The organism is Hydrogenophaga sp., from assembly GCF_030651625.1.
Taxonomy (GTDB): Bacteria; Pseudomonadota; Gammaproteobacteria; order Burkholderiales; family Burkholderiaceae_C; genus Hydrogenophaga.
Genome location: NZ_JAUSCF010000039.1, coordinates 41,391 through 56,382 on the forward strand (window position 1 = coordinate 41,391; position 14,992 = coordinate 56,382).

Sequence of the window (14,992 nt, forward strand, 5' to 3'; positions counted from 1 at the left end):
TCAGGCGGCGGACTTGAACAGCAAGTTCGGCAACCACAGAGATAGAGCCGGCACGGCGGCAATGAGCAGGATGCGCAGGACGTCGGCCACGATGAACGGCGTCACGCCCCGCACCACGGTCATCATCGGAATGTCGGACATCACGGAGCGAATCACGAACAGGTTCACACCGATGGGCGGGGTGATCAGTCCGATTTCCACCACCATCACGACCAAAATACCGAACCACACCGGGTCGTAGCCCAGGGCCATGACGATGGGAAAAAAGATCGGCACGGTCAGCAGGATCATCGACAAACTCTCCAGCACCATGCCCAGCAAGATGTACAGCACCATCATCAGAAGAATGATGCCGAACGGTGGCAAGCCGCTTTCCTGCACCACTTGTAGAAGGCCTTCGTGCACGCCTGTGAGGTTGACGAACTCGCCGAACAACGCAGCGCCCAGGATGATGGCGAACATCACGGCCGACGTGCGCGCCGTGTCCACAAGGATCGCATAGATGTCCTTGAGCTTGAGCGCGTGGTGCGTCAGCGCAAACACAAAGGCAGCCATGGCGCCAATGCCAGACGCCTCGACGGACGTGAAGAAGCCACCGTATATGCCGCCCATGACCACGCCGAAGATCAGCGCCACAGGCCATAGCGTTCGAAGTAGCGCCAGCTTGTTGACTGGCTCCTTTCCATCAGCGAGTGGCGCGACAGACGGATCCCGCCATACCGACCATTTCACCGCCAGCACATAGCCGGTGACGGCAATGATGCCGGGCACAATGCCAGCAGCAAACAGCATGCCGATATGCGTCTGGGTCGCCACGCCGTACACCACCATGATGACGCTGGGTGGGATCAGGATGCCCAACGTGCCGCCCGCAGCGACAGCGGCGGCAGATAGCGAGTCACCGTAGCCGAGGTTGCGCATTGAGGGGATGGCCACCTTGCCCATGGTAGCGGCCGTGGCCACGCTGGAGCCGCAGATGGCACCGAAACCGCCGCTGGCCACCACAGTGGCCATGGCCAGGCCCCCGCGGCGCCTGCCAATGAAAGCCTGCGCCGCGCGGAAGAGATCACCCGAAATGCCAGCACCCGCAACAAGATTGCCCATCAGCACAAAAAGCGGCAACACGATCAACGAGTAGGCCAAGGTGCTGTCTTTTGTGATCGTGGCCACCATGCTCAACGCCGGGGTCCACCCATTCAGCAGCACATAGCCACCAAATCCCGTGATCGCCAATGCCGTGGCGATGGGGATTTGAAACAGAATGAACGCAAACGCGATGAAGAACCCCAGGCAAGCGGCAAGCATCAGTTCACCTCGGTGGCACGCGGCGCATCTGGCGCGCCGGGATGGTGGATGGACCGAACAGTCGCCTTCAGAAAGGCCAGGGCACTGATCGCAGCCAGGGCAGCGATGCCCCCCAGCACCCAGGACAGCGGCACATTCAGCAGCGGCGTGGCCTCACCGTAGCTGGCCGAGCGCAGAGCCTGACGCCCCATGCACCACGCAATGAGAGCGAACACCGTGGCACCAATCGCACCGCTCAACACCCGCTGAACCATGCGCAGGCGGGGTCGCACCTGGATCAGGTCCACCGTAATGTGTCCAAAGCTGAGCGCCAGCAGGGGGTAAATTGCGAAGATCATCAGGGCCAACACAATCTCCAGCAACTCGGTTCCCCAGGGGAGTGGCGTGTTCAGGAGGTTGCGCCCCACCACATCAATGAAGACGGTGACCATCAGGACCATCAGGCTGACCGCGCCGATGGCCTCCATGGCGCGAACGAGGCGGCCGCCGGTGCGGGTTTCAGACATGGCAACTTATTTAGCTGCAGCGATGTCAGCGCGCAATTGGTCCAGCAGCTTCTGCGGATCGGCCACGCCCTTTTTCTTCGCCTTTTCGATCCAGTCGCGCTCGATGGGCAGCAGGACCTTCTTCAGCTCGGCGAGCGCTGGAGCCGGGAAGACCTCCGCTGGCTTGCCAGCATTTCGCATGAGCTCGAACGCAGCCTTGTCGCCCTTGGCGTATGCGCGGCCGATATTGCCCGCAAAGACATCGCCCGAAATGCGGGTGATTGCCTCGCGGTCTTCGGCACGCAAGGAGTTCCACTTGCCTTCATTGATGCCCAAGACCAGCACGGTGTTGTAGATGGCGCCCGGCACAATGGTGGCGTAGGGAACGAGCTCGGTCAGCTTGAAGGCGGGGATTGACTCGGGCGGCATGAAGGTGCCGTCGATCACGCCGGAGGACAACAGCTCATAGGTCTCGCTCACGGGCTTGGAGATGGGCACGGCACCCAGCAGCGTCAACGCTTGCGTGGCGCTGGCCTGCGGGCTGCGGATCTTCAAGCCCTTGAAGTCCACCACGCTTCGCAGCGGGCGCTTCGAGTTAAACACCTGGCCGGGCGAGACGACGTACACCGACAAGGGGTGCACGCCCTTAAATTCGCCGTACGAGGCGAGGTGCTGACGGTAGAAGCGATCAGCCAGAGGAGCAAACACCTCGGGGTTATCACTGACAAACGGCATCTGAAGCACTTCCAGCAGATCAAACCGATTGGACGTGTAGCCCGGAATGAAGATCACCAGATCGGCCTGGCCATCACGGGCCACGTCGAACTGAGCCGGCACAGAACCCACGACTTTGGGCGCGGTTTCGATCTTGACCCTGCCCTCCGTGACCTTCTCGACTTCAGCGATCCAAGGTTCCACCACTTCCATGCGCATGGCCTGCCCTGGTGGCAACCAGTTGGAGTATTTGATGACGGTGGTCTGTGCCAAGGCGGCTGTGCTGGCAGCGAAAGCACCGGCAAAAGCGATGATCGTGGTGATCTTCGGGATGGAAATGCGCATGTTTGTCTCCTGGGTTGAGTTGACGTGAGAACGACCAACAACTGACACCCATATAATAGACCGACGGGACGGTTTAAGAAATGGTCTGCCCGAGAGAATTGTTAGGGATTTCCCTTGTTTGGCTCGGCACTACTCGGCCTGACTGCCATTTTTTCAACAATATAAGCGTCTCGCTGGACGGTTTTATTCAATATGAACCGAAACTTTCCACCACCCTCCACCGTCCACACACGGCTAGCAATTACCGTGGCGTTGCTCCTGATGCTGCTTTGGGGCAGCAACTACAGCCTGCTGAAGGCCGTGCTGACCCAGATAGGACCAGGCGCCTTGGTATTCATGCGTTACCTAATCACACCTGCTTGCGCCGTTGCCCTTCTGCTGTGGCGATACGGCTTGCATTGGCCCCGCGTGGAGCGGCGCGACTGGATAGGGTTGGCGGGGCTGGCCGCGCTGGGACACGTGGCACATGTGAACGTGATGATGCAGGCGATGCACCTGTCCACCCCCTTTTCAAGCGCCTTGATGTCCGCGCTCGGTCCCATGTTCACACTGCTGCTGGTGCGTCTGCTGCACAGCCAGCATTTCTCGCGCACACAGGTTGTGGGGGTGGCCCTGGCCTTGGCGGGCGTGCTCGTGTTTCTGGCGGACAAGCTCGCGCTCATGCGCATACAGGGCTTGGGCGATCTGCTACTCCTGTTGGCCACCCTGCTGTTTTCGGCGCACACCGTGGCGGCCACCCGGCTGCTCAGCCGACATGGCGTCACGGTGGTCATGGCATACAGCACGCTGCTGGCCATGGTACCGATGCTGGTGATCAATGCGCCCCAGGCGATGCTGATTCCATGGGGCAGTTTGCCAGCGGTCATCTGGTGGGCCCTGCTCTGGTCGCTGGCAGTCGCCTCATTCGCGGGCTGGCTGGCCTGGGGCTGGCTCAACGACCACATCGGGGTTCCCCGAAGCGCCCCACTGCTCTACCTGCTGCCGCCAGTGGCAGGTCTGATCTCGTGGATGACACTGGGCGAAGCGTTCAGCAGCCTGAAAATAGTTGGCGCCGTGATGGCCGGCATCGGCGTGGCGGCGACGCAGTACGGTGCTGTACCGTCGAGCGTGCCTAGCGATAGCCCGGCGGATGGTCGCCGCCATCGAAGCCGTTGAGGAACACCTCGGTCAGGCGGTCGGCCAGTTCGTGCGGAGTCATGCCACCCCCTCGGCGATACCAGGTAGCGGTCGAGATCATCGACCCATATAGAAACAGAGCGTACGACGCGCCTTCGCGGCGTCGCCGCATGAGGTGGGGGTTGATCTCGGTAAGCAGTTCAATCACGAACTCCAGTGCCCGGGCCTGGGCCAACTTGATCTCCTGTTGCTGCAGAGCCGGCAAGAACTTCAGGTCATTCGTCAGCACCATGTGTTCATGGCGATGTTCGGCAGCTCGCTTCACCATGGCCCGCGCCAGTTGCGTCAGCCGCTCCTTCGCTGTGCCTGCACCGTGCGCGATGGCTTCCAGTTCTTGTACCGCGTTCATGATGTGCTCGCTGATGATCACATGCAACAGCACCTCCTTGCTGGGGAAGTAGTGGTACAACGCCGACTTGGACACATTGCACGCCGCTGCGATGTCCTGCATCCGGGCAGTCTCGAAGCTTGCACTGGCAAACAGCGCGGCTGCCACCTCAATGATTCTCAGGCGTTTGTCGTCGTGGTTGCTTGCAAGCGATCTGGCCATCGTTTTCTGCTCAGGTTCTAAGCAGGCTATTCTGACCCAAGGACACTAGCGACCCACCACGCCCCGCTCTACTATGGCCCCGTACTGCGCTTGCGTCACACCCAATAGCTCCGAGAGCACTTCATCCGTGTGTTGCCCCAAGGTCGGCGCGGCAGCCACCGGCAGACGCTCCCACGCCGAGAAATTCAACGGCAACCCCGCTGCCAGGTGCTTTCCGACGCCAGGCTGATCAATCGTCCGAAACATTGGATTGGCCAGTGAACAGGCTTCGTCCTGAGTCACCAGTTGCCTGAGGGTCTGGTACCTGCCCCAGCAGGCGCCCTGCTTCGCCAGCGCCGCAGAGGCCTCTGCATAGGTGTGTTGAGTCATCCACTCCTCCACCATCACGCCCAGTTCCTTGCGTGCCTTGAATCGGTCACCCTCCAGGTCCAAATTCAGGCCCGTGCGTTCGCCGAGCCCCTTCACTGCCTCGGTCAACCCCATTGCGCCACAAATCGCCTGCCATTGCTTGAGGGTCAGGCCGACGATGATCACGAGTTCACCATCGCTTGTCTTGAAGTCTCGGCCGAATGCGCCAAAGAGTTCGTTGCCGTGGCGCTGGCGCTGCTGGCCGAGCTGGGCTTCGGCGATGAGGCCGAGGTGGCTCACGACGGCGAGGGCCACGTCTTCGAGCGCCAGCTTCACGTGTTGGCCGTGACCAGTCTTGAGGCGGTGGCGCTCGGCGGCCAGCAGGCCAACCGCAGCCATCTGACCGGTGACGAGGTCCCAGGCAGGCAGCACATGGTTGACGGCTTCGTTCGTGGCAGCACCGCTTTCGTCGCCTGTGATGTATGGGATGCCGACACGTGAGTTGATGGTGTAGTCCACAGCCGATCCGCCGTGCCGGTCGCCCTGTACCGTGAGCTGGATGAGGTCTTCGCGCCTTTCTTTGAGCTTTTCGTGGTCCAGCCAGCCGCGTGGGGGGAAGTTGGTGAGCAGGATGCCCGCGTCCTCGCCCGGCGCGGTGATCAGTGCCATCGCGATCTCACGCCCTTCGGGCTTGCCGAGATCGAGCGCGACCGAGCGTTTTGACTTGTTGAGGCCGCACCAGAACAGGCTGGTGTTGTCAGCGGTGACGGGCCAGCGCCGGAAGTCGAGCCCGCCGCCGAGCGTGTCGATGCGGATCACGTCCGCGCCCATCTGGGCCAGCGTCATGCCGCCCAGCGGCGCGGCCACAAAGGCGGCCGCCTCGATCACGCGCACGCCCGCGAGTGCGCCACCTGTAGGGTTGATCGTTGGGGTGTTCATTCAAGCCACCGCCTTCCGGGCCTTGGGCTGCTGCTCGGCGAGCGCATCTTCCAGCAGGCTGCGACCAATCACCTTGAGTGCCAGCGTTTCTTCCGCGCCCTCGAAAATCGAGAGCACGCGCGCATCCACGAAATAGCGGCTCACCGCACTCTCTTCCGCATAGCCCATGCCACCATGCAGTTGCAGTGCCTCGCGCGTCACGGTCTCGGCCGAGCGGCAAGCCAGCAGCTTGACCAGGCTCGCTTCCATGCGGCCCCCACCGTTGTTGAGCTGCTCGGCAATGGTGTAAGCCAGCGTGCGGCAGGCCGCGAGCCGCGCGGCCATGCGCGCGAGTTTCCCGAGCGTGAGCGCGTAGCTCTGCAGCGGGGCACCGAACACCTTGCGATCGGCCGTGTAGCGCATCGAGGCGCGCAGCGCCGCCCGCATCACGCCGCACGCGCGCGCCGAGGTCTGCATGCGGCCGCCGACCATGCCGGCCATCGTGAAATAGAAGCCCTTGCCAAGACCACCCGCCTCGCCGATCACGTTCGCATCGGGTACGAAGAAGTCGTCAAAAGACAGATCGAAGGAATGCATGCCGCGGTAGCCAATAGTGGGGATGGCCTTGCCGCTCAGGCGTCCGCCTCTGGACTGCTGGAAGTCAAAGGCATGGCCGTCGTACGACGGCTTCTCCACCAGCAGCACGCTCAGGCCCCGATACCCGGCCGAGCGGTCGGGGTCGGTGCGCGTCACCACCATCAGCAGGCCAGCCTTGCCAGCAAAGGTGCACCAGGTCTTGGCGCCGTTGAGTAACCAGCCGCCTTCGGTGCGCGTGCCCTTGAGCGCCAGACTCGCCACGTCCGAGCCGTAGTCGGGCTCGGTGATCGCGATGGCGCACAGCGGGTCGCCTGCAGCAATGCGCGGCAACCAGGTGGCCTTCTGCTCTGGCGTGCCGCCGCTCATGAGCGCACGGCTCAGGATCTCGGGGCGAGTGATCAGGCTGCCTGCGGCGGCGAGTGATGCCTCCGACAGGGCTTCGGTGACCACCACCATCATGATCGCGTCTTCGCCTTCGTTCGGCCCGGTACCGCCGAACGATTCGGGAATTGACAGGCCGAACACGCCCATGTCGCGCATGGGTTGCAGCAGCGACTCGGGCACGGTCTGGTCGTGGCGGTGAATCTCTTCGGCCTGCGGCGCAACCACGTCGATGGCGAAGCGTCGGAACGCGTCCTGCGCCATCACCACCGATTCGTCGAGCACCACACTGCCGAGTTCGACCGCATCGCCGGCCGCCACCAGTGCGCGCCCCGCTGCTGTGAGCGCCTGCGCTCCACAGGTTGCGCCACGTAATTCGGCCCACGACACATCGGCGCCGAGCTGCTGCAGCGGCGCCAGCGGCAGGCTGAACTCGATGTACAGCGCTTCCAGCCGGGGCAGCAACGCTCCGATCGCGTCCACCGCGAAGATCAGCGCCAGCCGTGACTGCAACTCACTGCTGTCCGCGTCCAGCCGCACCAGCGCAGTCTCAGCGGCGAGCAAGTCGGCGCTGGCCCACGCCAGTTCAAAGGTGGCCACCTGGTGCTCGTCAAGCCGCGCGGCATCAAGGCGTCCGCCGTGCGTACAGGTCTTCGCGAGCGCACCCGCGCCCTGGTCGAGGAGCGGCCGCAGCCGCGCCAACAGCGCCTGAGCCGCCACCACATGCCGGGTCTGTTGAGCATCCATCACACCGTAACCTCCGCACGCGAAACATCCAGGTGGGCAGTGGCATGCTTCGCGGCTTCGCGCCCTGTGTAGGCGCAAGCCTGCGTGCCGCCGTCGCCGTAGTCCTTCACCGCGTCACCGACGTGCCACAGGTTGGCCAGCGGCGTGGTCTGCGGCATGTCGAAGCCGGCACAGGAACGCTGAGCCGGCCAGCCGTCGCGCATCACGCGCACCGACAGCATCTTGGCCTGCGCGAAGCCGGGAAACTCGTCGCGCAGGTCTTGCAGACCGGCTTCAATTTCGGTCTTCTCGTCGAAATCGCCAATGGCGGGGATCGGCACCGCATAGGCCACGTACTGGTACCAGCCGGCGGGGGCAAGTTCGGGGCAGGTCGCCGTGAGTTCCCCCATGTTGCACAAGCGGCGTGTCTTGCCAAAGGTGACCAGGCCGGGCACGTCAACCAGACGCGTCTGTGTCGCGAAGTTGATGACGATGTTGGCCGAGGGCTTTGGCACGCTGTGGGCTTGCGAGATGTACTCGCGACCAAAAGCTTCGCCCCCGGGCAGATCGACCGTGGCGCGCGGGCCGATGTTGCTGATGACGGTGCGCGCGTGCACGCGCGTGGGCATGCCATCCTTCATCACCGTGACCCCTGTGGCCAGGCCGTCCTGCGCGTGCAGCTCGGTGACCGGCGCATTCAGCCAGATCTCACCTCCGGCTTTGCGGATGCCGTCGGCCAGGTCGTTCCACAGACCCACCGTGCCGCGTGGGCAAAAGCCGAAACGCTTGAACGCGCCTTTGACCGCGAAGTAGGTGAGGAAAGCGCGCGCCGGCACCTCGTCGGCGTTGGCCGCGAAGATCGCCGCGCACAGGTTTCGAAAGATTGCGTGCACGGTATCGTTCTTTGTGTACTGGGCGAGCCACTCCTTTGTAGTCATCTTCGCCTCAGGCAGATCACCGGCACGGGCATCCGCAAACTTGGTACCGATCTTGGCCGCCTGCTTGGTGAAGGTGCCCAGCAACATGCCCCAGCCGCCCTTGGCGACATTGATCACCTTGCCGTCGATCCGGAACACCGTGGCCGGGCTCGGTTCGCGCAGGTCCAGCGGCACGTTGAGCAGATTGAAGGTTTCCTCGAACACGCCGCCGAGCTCGATGGCGATAGCGCCGATGTTGACCGTAAAACCGTCAATCTTCTCGCTCGAAGCACGACCGCCCACGCGGTCCAGACTCTCGACGACCAGCACCTTGCGGCCAGCGGCCACCAGGCGCGCCGCAGCGCTGAGTCCGCCGGCACCGGCGCCGATCACGATCGCATCGTAGGTGGTGTTGGGTGTGTTCATGTTGTCTCCTGTTGGGTGGGAAGTGAGGCGTTGGCGCGGCGCAGGGTTTCCCTTGCGCGCACAACCACGGGCAGATCGACCATCTTCGAGCGGTACTCGGCCGCGCCGCGGCCTTCTTGCTCTGCAGCTTCGAAGGCAGCGATGGCGCCGCGCGCATGCGCCACGTCATCGGCCGAGGGCGAGAAGCCGGCGTTGAGCACCGGCACCTGCGCGGGGTGGATACAGAAGGCGCCGACAAAACCGAGCCGGCTCGCCAAGCGGATGGTCTGCGCAAAGGCTTTGGCATCGCCGAAGTCGGCAATGGAGCCGGGAAAACCGAACGGCAATATGCCGGCACGGCGGCATGCGAACAACACCATCTGGTTGGGCAGCGTAAGCGCCTCGGGAACCGGCAACATGCCGGCCGAGGCCGAAAAATCTTCGGGGCCAAGGATCATGCCGAGCATGCGCGGCGTGCTTTGTGCGATGGCGTCGAGCGCTGGCAGCGCCTGAACGTCTTCGATCAGGGCGATCAACCGCGTGTGGCCTGCGCGCAGACCACGCTGTGCCTCAAGCGCGTCGATTCGCTCGGCGACGGCATGCACGGTGGCGGCGTCGTTCACCTTGGGCAGCACCAGCGCGCTCACGCCGGTGCTGATGGCGGCGTCGATGTCGGCCGCAGCGAGTTCCCAAGGCTGGTTCACCCGCACCAGTACTGGCGTGCCGTGGCCGGCGATGGTGGTGGCGGCCGCCGCCACGGCTTCGCGCGCGCTGGCCTTCTGCGCCAGCGGCACGCCATCTTCGAGATCGAGGATGCAGGCGTCGGCGCCGCGCGCGTGGGCGCGTTCGACAAAACGCGCCACGTGCGCAGGCACAAAGAGCATGGAGCGCCAGATGGAGTCGTCGCGCATGGTGGTCACCCGAGTGTGGCCCGCGCTGTCATGCCGACAACGCCCTGAGCGTCCTGCGTCCAGAGCTCGACGGTGTCGCCTTCGGCGGTGGCGCACAGCTGAAGCGTGTCGGTGTCGAAGGCGGGGCGCAGCGCGCGGAAGTCGAACGCGCGCACCGCCGCGCCGGGCCGGCCTTGCGCAACCAGCTCCAGCAGCGCGGTGGCCAGCAATGGGCCATGCACCACCAGCGCGGGGTAGAACTCTTCGCGCACCGCGTAGTCGCGGTCGTAGTGGATACGATGGCCGTTGTAGGTGAGCGCTGAGAATCTGAACAGCAACGCGGGGTCGGGTTTCAGCGTTGCCGACCATTGCGCGGCTTTTGGGGCTTGCTCTCCAGGCGGCAACGGCGCCGGGGCTGTGGGTGCCTCGCGGTAGACGATGTTCTGCTCTTCGCGCAGGCAGGTTCGGCCTTCCTGCTCCAGCACGTGGTCTACGACGACGAACACCAGCGGGCCACTTCGGCCTTCTTTCAGATCCACGCTGCGAACGGTGGAGCGCTTTCGCGCGGGGGCACCAACGCGCAGAGGCACCTCGCATTGCATCGCACCCGCAGCCCACATGCGGCGCGGCAGCGGCACTGGCGGCAGAAAGCCGCCGCGCAGTGGATGGCCATCCACGCCAGTAGCGGCGCGTGCCGGGGCGTCCAGAAAATACAGCCAGTGCCAGGGCAATGGCAAGGCTTCACCCATGCCTGGTGGAGCGGCCTGGTCCAGCAGGCCGCTCATGGCGACGGTAGCGAACGGCTCGATCGTCTGCTCCATCACCTGCTCGCGGCCGACCCATTGGCGCAGGTGCGCGATGTCGATATCGGTGGTCATACCGGAACCTCCGCGCGATGCGATGCGGTGCGAACCTCTTCGAGCGACGGTACGAGGTTCATGCGCGCGCGGCCTCCGGCGTGAGCAGCGACACGCCCAGCGCGACACGGCGCACCAGCCAGGGACTGGGTCGGTAGCGTGGGTCGCCTGTTTCCGCCTGCATCGTGCGCAGGATCTGCAGGATGCGGGCACCACCAATGCGGTCGCCCCAGGCCAGTGGGCCGTGCGGATAGCCCAGGCCGAGCTGCACAGCGTCTTCGATGTCCGCCACACTGGCTATGCCGCGCTGCGCGATCTGCGCCGCGATGTTGACGACGGTCGCCAGCACGCGCTGCGCGATAAAACCCGGGCTGTCGTTGATGAGGGTGACAGGCACGCCGTCGGCCGCCAGCAGTGCCCACGCGATGTCGCGCGCAGAGGCAGAGGTGGTTGTTGTGAGCATCAGGGTTCGGCGCAGGTCCAGCGGCACCATCGGGTCGACCGCCACCACGCGCGATGCGTCCAGACCCAGCGCTGCGGCCACGCCGGTAGCGTCACCGCCCCAAGGCTGCACGAAAAGAATATCGGCCTGCGTCGTATCGTCGACGAGCACCGCGCCTGCGTCGGACAATAAAGCGCCGAGCGCTTCGCGGCCACCGGCCTGCGGGTCGATCCAGGCGCGCACGCCAGCCACCGGCGGCGGTGGCGCGAGGCGCTGCGGCGCACGCTTTCTGTCGCCGTCGTAGGCGTACCAGCCCTCCCCCGTCTTGCGGCCAAACAAGCCGGCGGCCACGCGCGGCGCCACCAGAGAAGATGGTCGAAAACGCGGCTCGTGCTGGAACTGCTCATAGATCGAGGCCATCACCTTGCTGGACACATCCAGGCCGGTCAGGTCGAGCAGCTCGAACGGCCCCATGCGAAAACCCACGCCGTCGCGCAGCACGTCGTCCACATCAGCAGGTGACGCGGCCTGCTCTTCCAGGATGCGAAGTCCTTCGGTGTATAGGCCCCGCCCAGCGTGGTTGACAAGAAAACCCGGCTGATCTGCCGTGACGACCGCGCGGTGACCGGCGCCGCTCACCAAGCGGCTCAATGTGTCCACGGTCTGTGGCGAAGTGCGCAGGGCCGCGATGACCTCGGCCACCTTCATCAGCGGCACGGGGTTGAAGAAGTGCAGGCCCGCTACGCGGGCGGGGTGGCGACAGGCTGCAGCGATGTCGGCCACGGTGAGTGACGAGGTATTGCTGGCGAGCACCGCCGTCTCTGAGACCACATCTTCCAGCGCGCGAAAGACGGTTCGCTTGACCTCGATGTCTTCAACGATGGCCTCGATCACGACGTCGCAATCGGCCAGGTCGGCCATCTGTGCGCAAGCCGAAACGCGGCCCTGAATGGCGTTGAAGTCCTCGGCGCTCAGCCGGCCCTTTTCCACACCGCGCCCGATCATGCCGAGCGCGAACTCGACCGCCTTGGCTGCCGCACCGGACGCCGCGTCAAAGCAGCGCACACGGTGGCCCGCCTGTGCAAACAGCTGCACGATGCCGCGCCCCATGGCGCCGGCACCGACGACGCCCAGGGTGAGCGTGTTCCCGTTGGTTGAATTCATGGGGTCATTGGCCCTTGAACTCGGGCTTGCGTTTGTCGAGGAAAGCACGCATGCCTTCGGTTTTGTCGGCGGTGTCGAACAGCAGTAGAAACTCGCGGTTCTCCAGCGCGAGCGCAGCGTCCAGCGGCAGGTCGGCGCCCTGGCGCAACACCTGTCGCGTGGCGTGCACGGCCTTGGGCGGCATGCGCGCGGCCTTGCGCGCCAGCTCGATGGCGCGTTCAAGCGCCTGACCATCTGCGGCGAGATCGGCCACCAGGCCGAGCTGCCAGGCGCGTTCGCCGGTGATCATTTCGCCGGTGAGCAGCATGAGCGACGCGACCTGCTTGCCGATCGTGCGCACCAGGCGCTGCGAGCCGCCTGCGCCGGGCATGATGCCCACCGCCAGTTCAGGTTGGCCAAGGCGCGCACTGGCATCGGCCACGATAAAGTCGCACATCATCGCCAGCTCGCAGCCCGCGCCCAGAGCGAAGCCACTTACCGCCGCGATGATGGGCTTGCGGCTGCCGACCACCGGCGCCCAGTACTGGCCGAGATCAATGTCGGCCACGGCCTGCGCGCCCTTGTCGACCAGCAAGTTGAGGTCGGCGCCAGCGGCGAACACGTTGTCCCCACCGGTGATGACGATGGCGCGGATGTTGTCGTCACCGTCCAGCTCACGCACGGCTTGCGCGATCGCGGCGCGCATCAAAAGGTCTAGCGCATTGCGTTTCTCCGGTCGATTGAGCACCACGGTGCCGACAGCGCCGTCGCGTCGCACCAGAACAGGCGACCCGTTCATCGGCGCACCCCCGGCAGGCCGACAAAATCGGCGGCACGTTTGTTCACATAGGCGTCGTGCCCCTCGACGAACTCATCGCCCAGCAGGCAGACCGTTTGGTCCGATTCTTCGCGCGCCAGTTCTTCGCCTAGCGAGGCAGAAGGGTGGTTCAGCCTCGCCTTCATGCGCGCAAAGGCTTCGCTTGGCAGCAAGGCCAGTTCGCCGGCTTGGGCGACGGCGGTGGTCATCACCTGCCCATCGGCCACGAGCGTGTCGGCCAGGCCGATGCGCTGCGCCTCCGAGCCACCCACCGGTGCACCATCGCTCAGGATGCGTCTTGCCACCGGCAAGCCCACGCGCCGGGGCAGCGTGAGCAACTGGCCCCAGTCGGGCACGAGGCCGAGCTTGAGAAAGGGAAAAAGGATCTTTGTGTCCTCGCCCACCACGATGCGGTCGCCCATCAGCGCCAGGCCCACGGCCGCGCCCGCGCCGATGCCTTCGATCGCACTGACCACCGGCACACCGGCGCCAGCGATCAGACGGCACAACACGTGGATGTGCTGCATACGCTCGCGCGCCTGTGCTTCGTTCAAACCCACCATGCTGGGGACATCCCCGCCCGCAGAAAACACGCCCTTCGCACCGCCAAACACAATGGCGCGCACCGATGAATCGATCAGCAGCGTGCTCAGTGCCTCGGTGAGCTGCTGGCGCACGTCGAAATCAATGGCGTTGCGTTTTTCGGGGCGATTGATCAACACCCGCGCCACGTGGAGCGCGGGGCGATCGACGAGAACAACAGCGGGGGTCATTTATACGTCCTCACGGCCAACGATGGAAACCGAGCACACGTTCTGCGACGGCTGGCCGCCCAGGTTGTGGGTGAGTCCGATCTTCGGGTCCTTCAGCTGGCGCGGGCCGGCGCGGCCTTGCAGCTGCAGGTACATCTCGTAGAGCATGCGGATGCCGCTGGCGCCGATGGGGTGGCCGAAGCACTTGAGGCCGCCGTCGATCTGACATGGAATCGCGCCATCGGCGTCGAACTTGCCATCGAGAAAATCGCGCACCGCCTCGCCCTCCCCGGACAGACCCAGGTCTTCCATGGTGACGAGCTCGGTGATCGAGAAGCAGTCGTGCACCTCGGTCATGCTAATTTCCTGCTCGGGGTTCTGGATGCCGGCCTCGGCATAGGCTTTGCGCGCAGCGATGCGGGCGGTGTGCACGTAGCTGCCGTCCCACTCGTTCGAGTGCATCTCCCAGCCGTTGGACACCGCGAGTTGCAGCGCCTTGAAGGTGACGAGATCGCGCTTGCCGAGCGAGCGAGCAATGTCGGGGCGCGTGACGATCACAGCGGCTGCGCCGTCGGACACACCGGCGCAGTCGTACAGACCCAGCGGCTCCGCGATGATTGGCGCCTTGAGCACCTGCTCTTCGGTCACGGCCTGACGGAAATGCGCTTTGGGGTTCTTGGCGCCGTTGGCATGGCTCTTGATCGACACGCGCGCAATCGCACGCTTGAGGAGCGCCGGGTCCACCTTGTGCTTGCGTTGGTAGGCCGAGGCGAGCTGCGCGAAGTTGGCGGGCGCCACCGCATTGGGGTACCACTGCGGAATGTAGGTGCCCACGGCGGAGACTGGCAGGCCGCCGTAGCCGGTGTCCTTGAGCTTTTCGACGCCGAGCGCAATGGCGATGTCGCAGGCACCCGCAGCCACCGCGTACACCGCGGCACGGATGGCTTCAGAGCCACCGGCGCAGAAGTTCTCAACGCGCGTCACGCCGATGTTGGGCAGGCGCAGCGCAATGCCCATGGGCGTGCCGCCTCGGCCTGTGCCCACGTCGTCCATGTGGGTCGAGAACCAGGCAGCATCGAGCTGCTCCGGTGAAATGCCGGCGTCGGCCATGGCCTCGTTGTAGGCCTCGACCATGAGGTCTTCGGGGCTGGCGTCCCAGCGTTCGCCGAATTTGCTGCAGCCCATGCCGAGGATGGCGACTTTGTCCTTGATGCCAATGGCCAT

14 protein-coding genes are annotated in these 14,992 nt (G+C 64.7%); 1 reads left to right on the plus strand and 13 read right to left on the minus strand.

The annotated features are described in order from the left end of the window. The 3 genes from Q7V46_RS18515 to Q7V46_RS18525 are packed head-to-tail and all read right to left on the minus strand — an operon-like array spanning position 1 to position 2,849. A complete protein-coding gene (locus tag Q7V46_RS18515; RefSeq protein ID WP_304915049.1) occupies positions 1 to 1,305 on the minus strand; it encodes a TRAP transporter large permease in 1,305 nt (434 codons plus the stop codon). Continuing rightward, positions 1,305 to 1,811, minus strand: a complete 507-nt coding sequence (locus tag Q7V46_RS18520; protein ID WP_304915050.1) for a TRAP transporter small permease — start codon at positions 1,809 to 1,811, stop codon at positions 1,305 to 1,307. The genes Q7V46_RS18515 and Q7V46_RS18520 overlap by 1 nt, the downstream gene beginning before the upstream one ends. A 6-nt stretch (positions 1,812 to 1,817) precedes the next feature. After that, the gene (locus tag Q7V46_RS18525; RefSeq protein WP_304915051.1) at positions 1,818 to 2,849 is read right to left on the minus strand and encodes a TRAP transporter substrate-binding protein; all 1,032 of its coding nucleotides are present in this window, start codon (positions 2,847 to 2,849) and stop codon (positions 1,818 to 1,820) included. A gap of 246 nt (positions 2,850 to 3,095) precedes the next feature. On the opposite strand from Q7V46_RS18525, the gene Q7V46_RS18530 reads away from it, so the two are divergent. Continuing rightward, positions 3,096 to 4,004, plus strand: a complete 909-nt coding sequence (locus Q7V46_RS18530; protein WP_304915052.1) for a DMT family transporter — start codon at positions 3,096 to 3,098, stop codon at positions 4,002 to 4,004. Here the strand turns inward: Q7V46_RS18530 and Q7V46_RS18535 are convergent. From Q7V46_RS18535 to Q7V46_RS18580, 10 genes are read right to left on the minus strand one after another with little or no spacing between them, the layout of a single operon-like run. Continuing rightward, a complete protein-coding gene (locus Q7V46_RS18535) occupies positions 3,961 to 4,575 on the minus strand; it encodes a TetR/AcrR family transcriptional regulator (RefSeq protein ID WP_304915053.1) in 615 nt (204 codons plus the stop codon). The genes Q7V46_RS18530 and Q7V46_RS18535 overlap by 44 nt on opposite strands. A gap of 45 nt (positions 4,576 to 4,620) precedes the next feature. Continuing rightward, the gene (locus Q7V46_RS18540; protein ID WP_304915054.1) at positions 4,621 to 5,862 is read right to left on the minus strand and encodes a CoA transferase; all 1,242 of its coding nucleotides are present in this window, start codon (positions 5,860 to 5,862) and stop codon (positions 4,621 to 4,623) included. Further along, positions 5,863 to 7,566 carry an acyl-CoA dehydrogenase family protein gene (locus tag Q7V46_RS18545; protein ID WP_304915055.1) on the minus strand — a complete coding sequence of 568 codons (1,704 nt, stop codon included), beginning with the start codon at positions 7,564 to 7,566 and terminating at the stop codon, positions 5,863 to 5,865. Next, positions 7,566 to 8,888 carry an NAD(P)/FAD-dependent oxidoreductase gene (locus Q7V46_RS18550; RefSeq protein WP_304915056.1) on the minus strand — a complete coding sequence of 441 codons (1,323 nt, stop codon included), beginning with the start codon at positions 8,886 to 8,888 and terminating at the stop codon, positions 7,566 to 7,568. Before Q7V46_RS18550 ends, Q7V46_RS18545 begins: the two co-directional genes overlap by 1 nt. Further along, the gene (locus Q7V46_RS18555; protein ID WP_304915057.1) at positions 8,885 to 9,778 is read right to left on the minus strand and encodes a CoA ester lyase; all 894 of its coding nucleotides are present in this window, start codon (positions 9,776 to 9,778) and stop codon (positions 8,885 to 8,887) included. The genes Q7V46_RS18550 and Q7V46_RS18555 overlap by 4 nt, the downstream gene beginning before the upstream one ends. Before the next feature lie 5 nt (positions 9,779 to 9,783). Beyond that, the gene (locus Q7V46_RS18560) at positions 9,784 to 10,635 is read right to left on the minus strand and encodes an acyl-CoA dehydrogenase (protein WP_304915058.1); all 852 of its coding nucleotides are present in this window, start codon (positions 10,633 to 10,635) and stop codon (positions 9,784 to 9,786) included. 58 nt (positions 10,636 to 10,693) lie between these two features. Next, complete coding sequence (locus Q7V46_RS18565) at positions 10,694 to 12,220, minus strand: 3-hydroxyacyl-CoA dehydrogenase (protein WP_304915059.1); 1,527 nt, start codon at positions 12,218 to 12,220, stop codon at positions 10,694 to 10,696. A gap of 4 nt (positions 12,221 to 12,224) precedes the next feature. Further along, complete coding sequence (locus Q7V46_RS18570; protein ID WP_304915060.1) at positions 12,225 to 12,998, minus strand: enoyl-CoA hydratase-related protein; 774 nt, start codon at positions 12,996 to 12,998, stop codon at positions 12,225 to 12,227. Further along, complete coding sequence (locus tag Q7V46_RS18575; protein ID WP_304915061.1) at positions 12,995 to 13,789, minus strand: enoyl-CoA hydratase/isomerase family protein; 795 nt, start codon at positions 13,787 to 13,789, stop codon at positions 12,995 to 12,997. The genes Q7V46_RS18570 and Q7V46_RS18575 overlap by 4 nt, the downstream gene beginning before the upstream one ends. Then, positions 13,790 to 14,992 carry an acetyl-CoA acetyltransferase gene (locus tag Q7V46_RS18580; protein ID WP_304915062.1) on the minus strand — a complete coding sequence of 401 codons (1,203 nt, stop codon included), beginning with the start codon at positions 14,990 to 14,992 and terminating at the stop codon, positions 13,790 to 13,792.

Bases quoted from the DNA above. Each gene is read 5' to 3' on its own strand.
- Q7V46_RS18535 (WP_304915053.1), bottom strand. From the start codon at position 4,575: ATGGCCAGATCGCTTGCAAGCAACCACGACGACAAACGCCTGAGAATC.
- Q7V46_RS18560 (WP_304915058.1), bottom strand. From the start codon at position 10,635: ATGACCACCGATATCGACATCGCGCACCTGCGCCAATGGGTCGGCCGC.
- Q7V46_RS18515 (WP_304915049.1), bottom strand. From the start codon at position 1,305: ATGCTTGCCGCTTGCCTGGGGTTCTTCATCGCGTTTGCGTTCATTCTG.
- Q7V46_RS18550 (WP_304915056.1), bottom strand. From the start codon at position 8,888: ATGAACACACCCAACACCACCTACGATGCGATCGTGATCGGCGCCGGT.
- Q7V46_RS18575 (WP_304915061.1), bottom strand. From the start codon at position 13,789: ATGACCCCCGCTGTTGTTCTCGTCGATCGCCCCGCGCTCCACGTGGCG.
- Q7V46_RS18580 (WP_304915062.1), bottom strand. From the start codon at position 14,992: ATGGCCATTGGCATCAAGGACAAAGTCGCCATCCTCGGCATGGGCTGC.
- Q7V46_RS18545 (WP_304915055.1), bottom strand. From the start codon at position 7,566: ATGGATGCTCAACAGACCCGGCATGTGGTGGCGGCTCAGGCGCTGTTG.
- Q7V46_RS18540 (WP_304915054.1), bottom strand. From the start codon at position 5,862: ATGAACACCCCAACGATCAACCCTACAGGTGGCGCACTCGCGGGCGTG.
- Q7V46_RS18570 (WP_304915060.1), bottom strand. From the start codon at position 12,998: ATGAACGGGTCGCCTGTTCTGGTGCGACGCGACGGCGCTGTCGGCACC.
- Q7V46_RS18565 (WP_304915059.1), bottom strand. From the start codon at position 12,220: ATGAATTCAACCAACGGGAACACGCTCACCCTGGGCGTCGTCGGTGCC.
- Q7V46_RS18555 (WP_304915057.1), bottom strand. From the start codon at position 9,778: ATGCGCGACGACTCCATCTGGCGCTCCATGCTCTTTGTGCCTGCGCAC.
- Q7V46_RS18520 (WP_304915050.1), bottom strand. From the start codon at position 1,811: ATGTCTGAAACCCGCACCGGCGGCCGCCTCGTTCGCGCCATGGAGGCC.
- Q7V46_RS18525 (WP_304915051.1), bottom strand. From the start codon at position 2,849: ATGCGCATTTCCATCCCGAAGATCACCACGATCATCGCTTTTGCCGGT.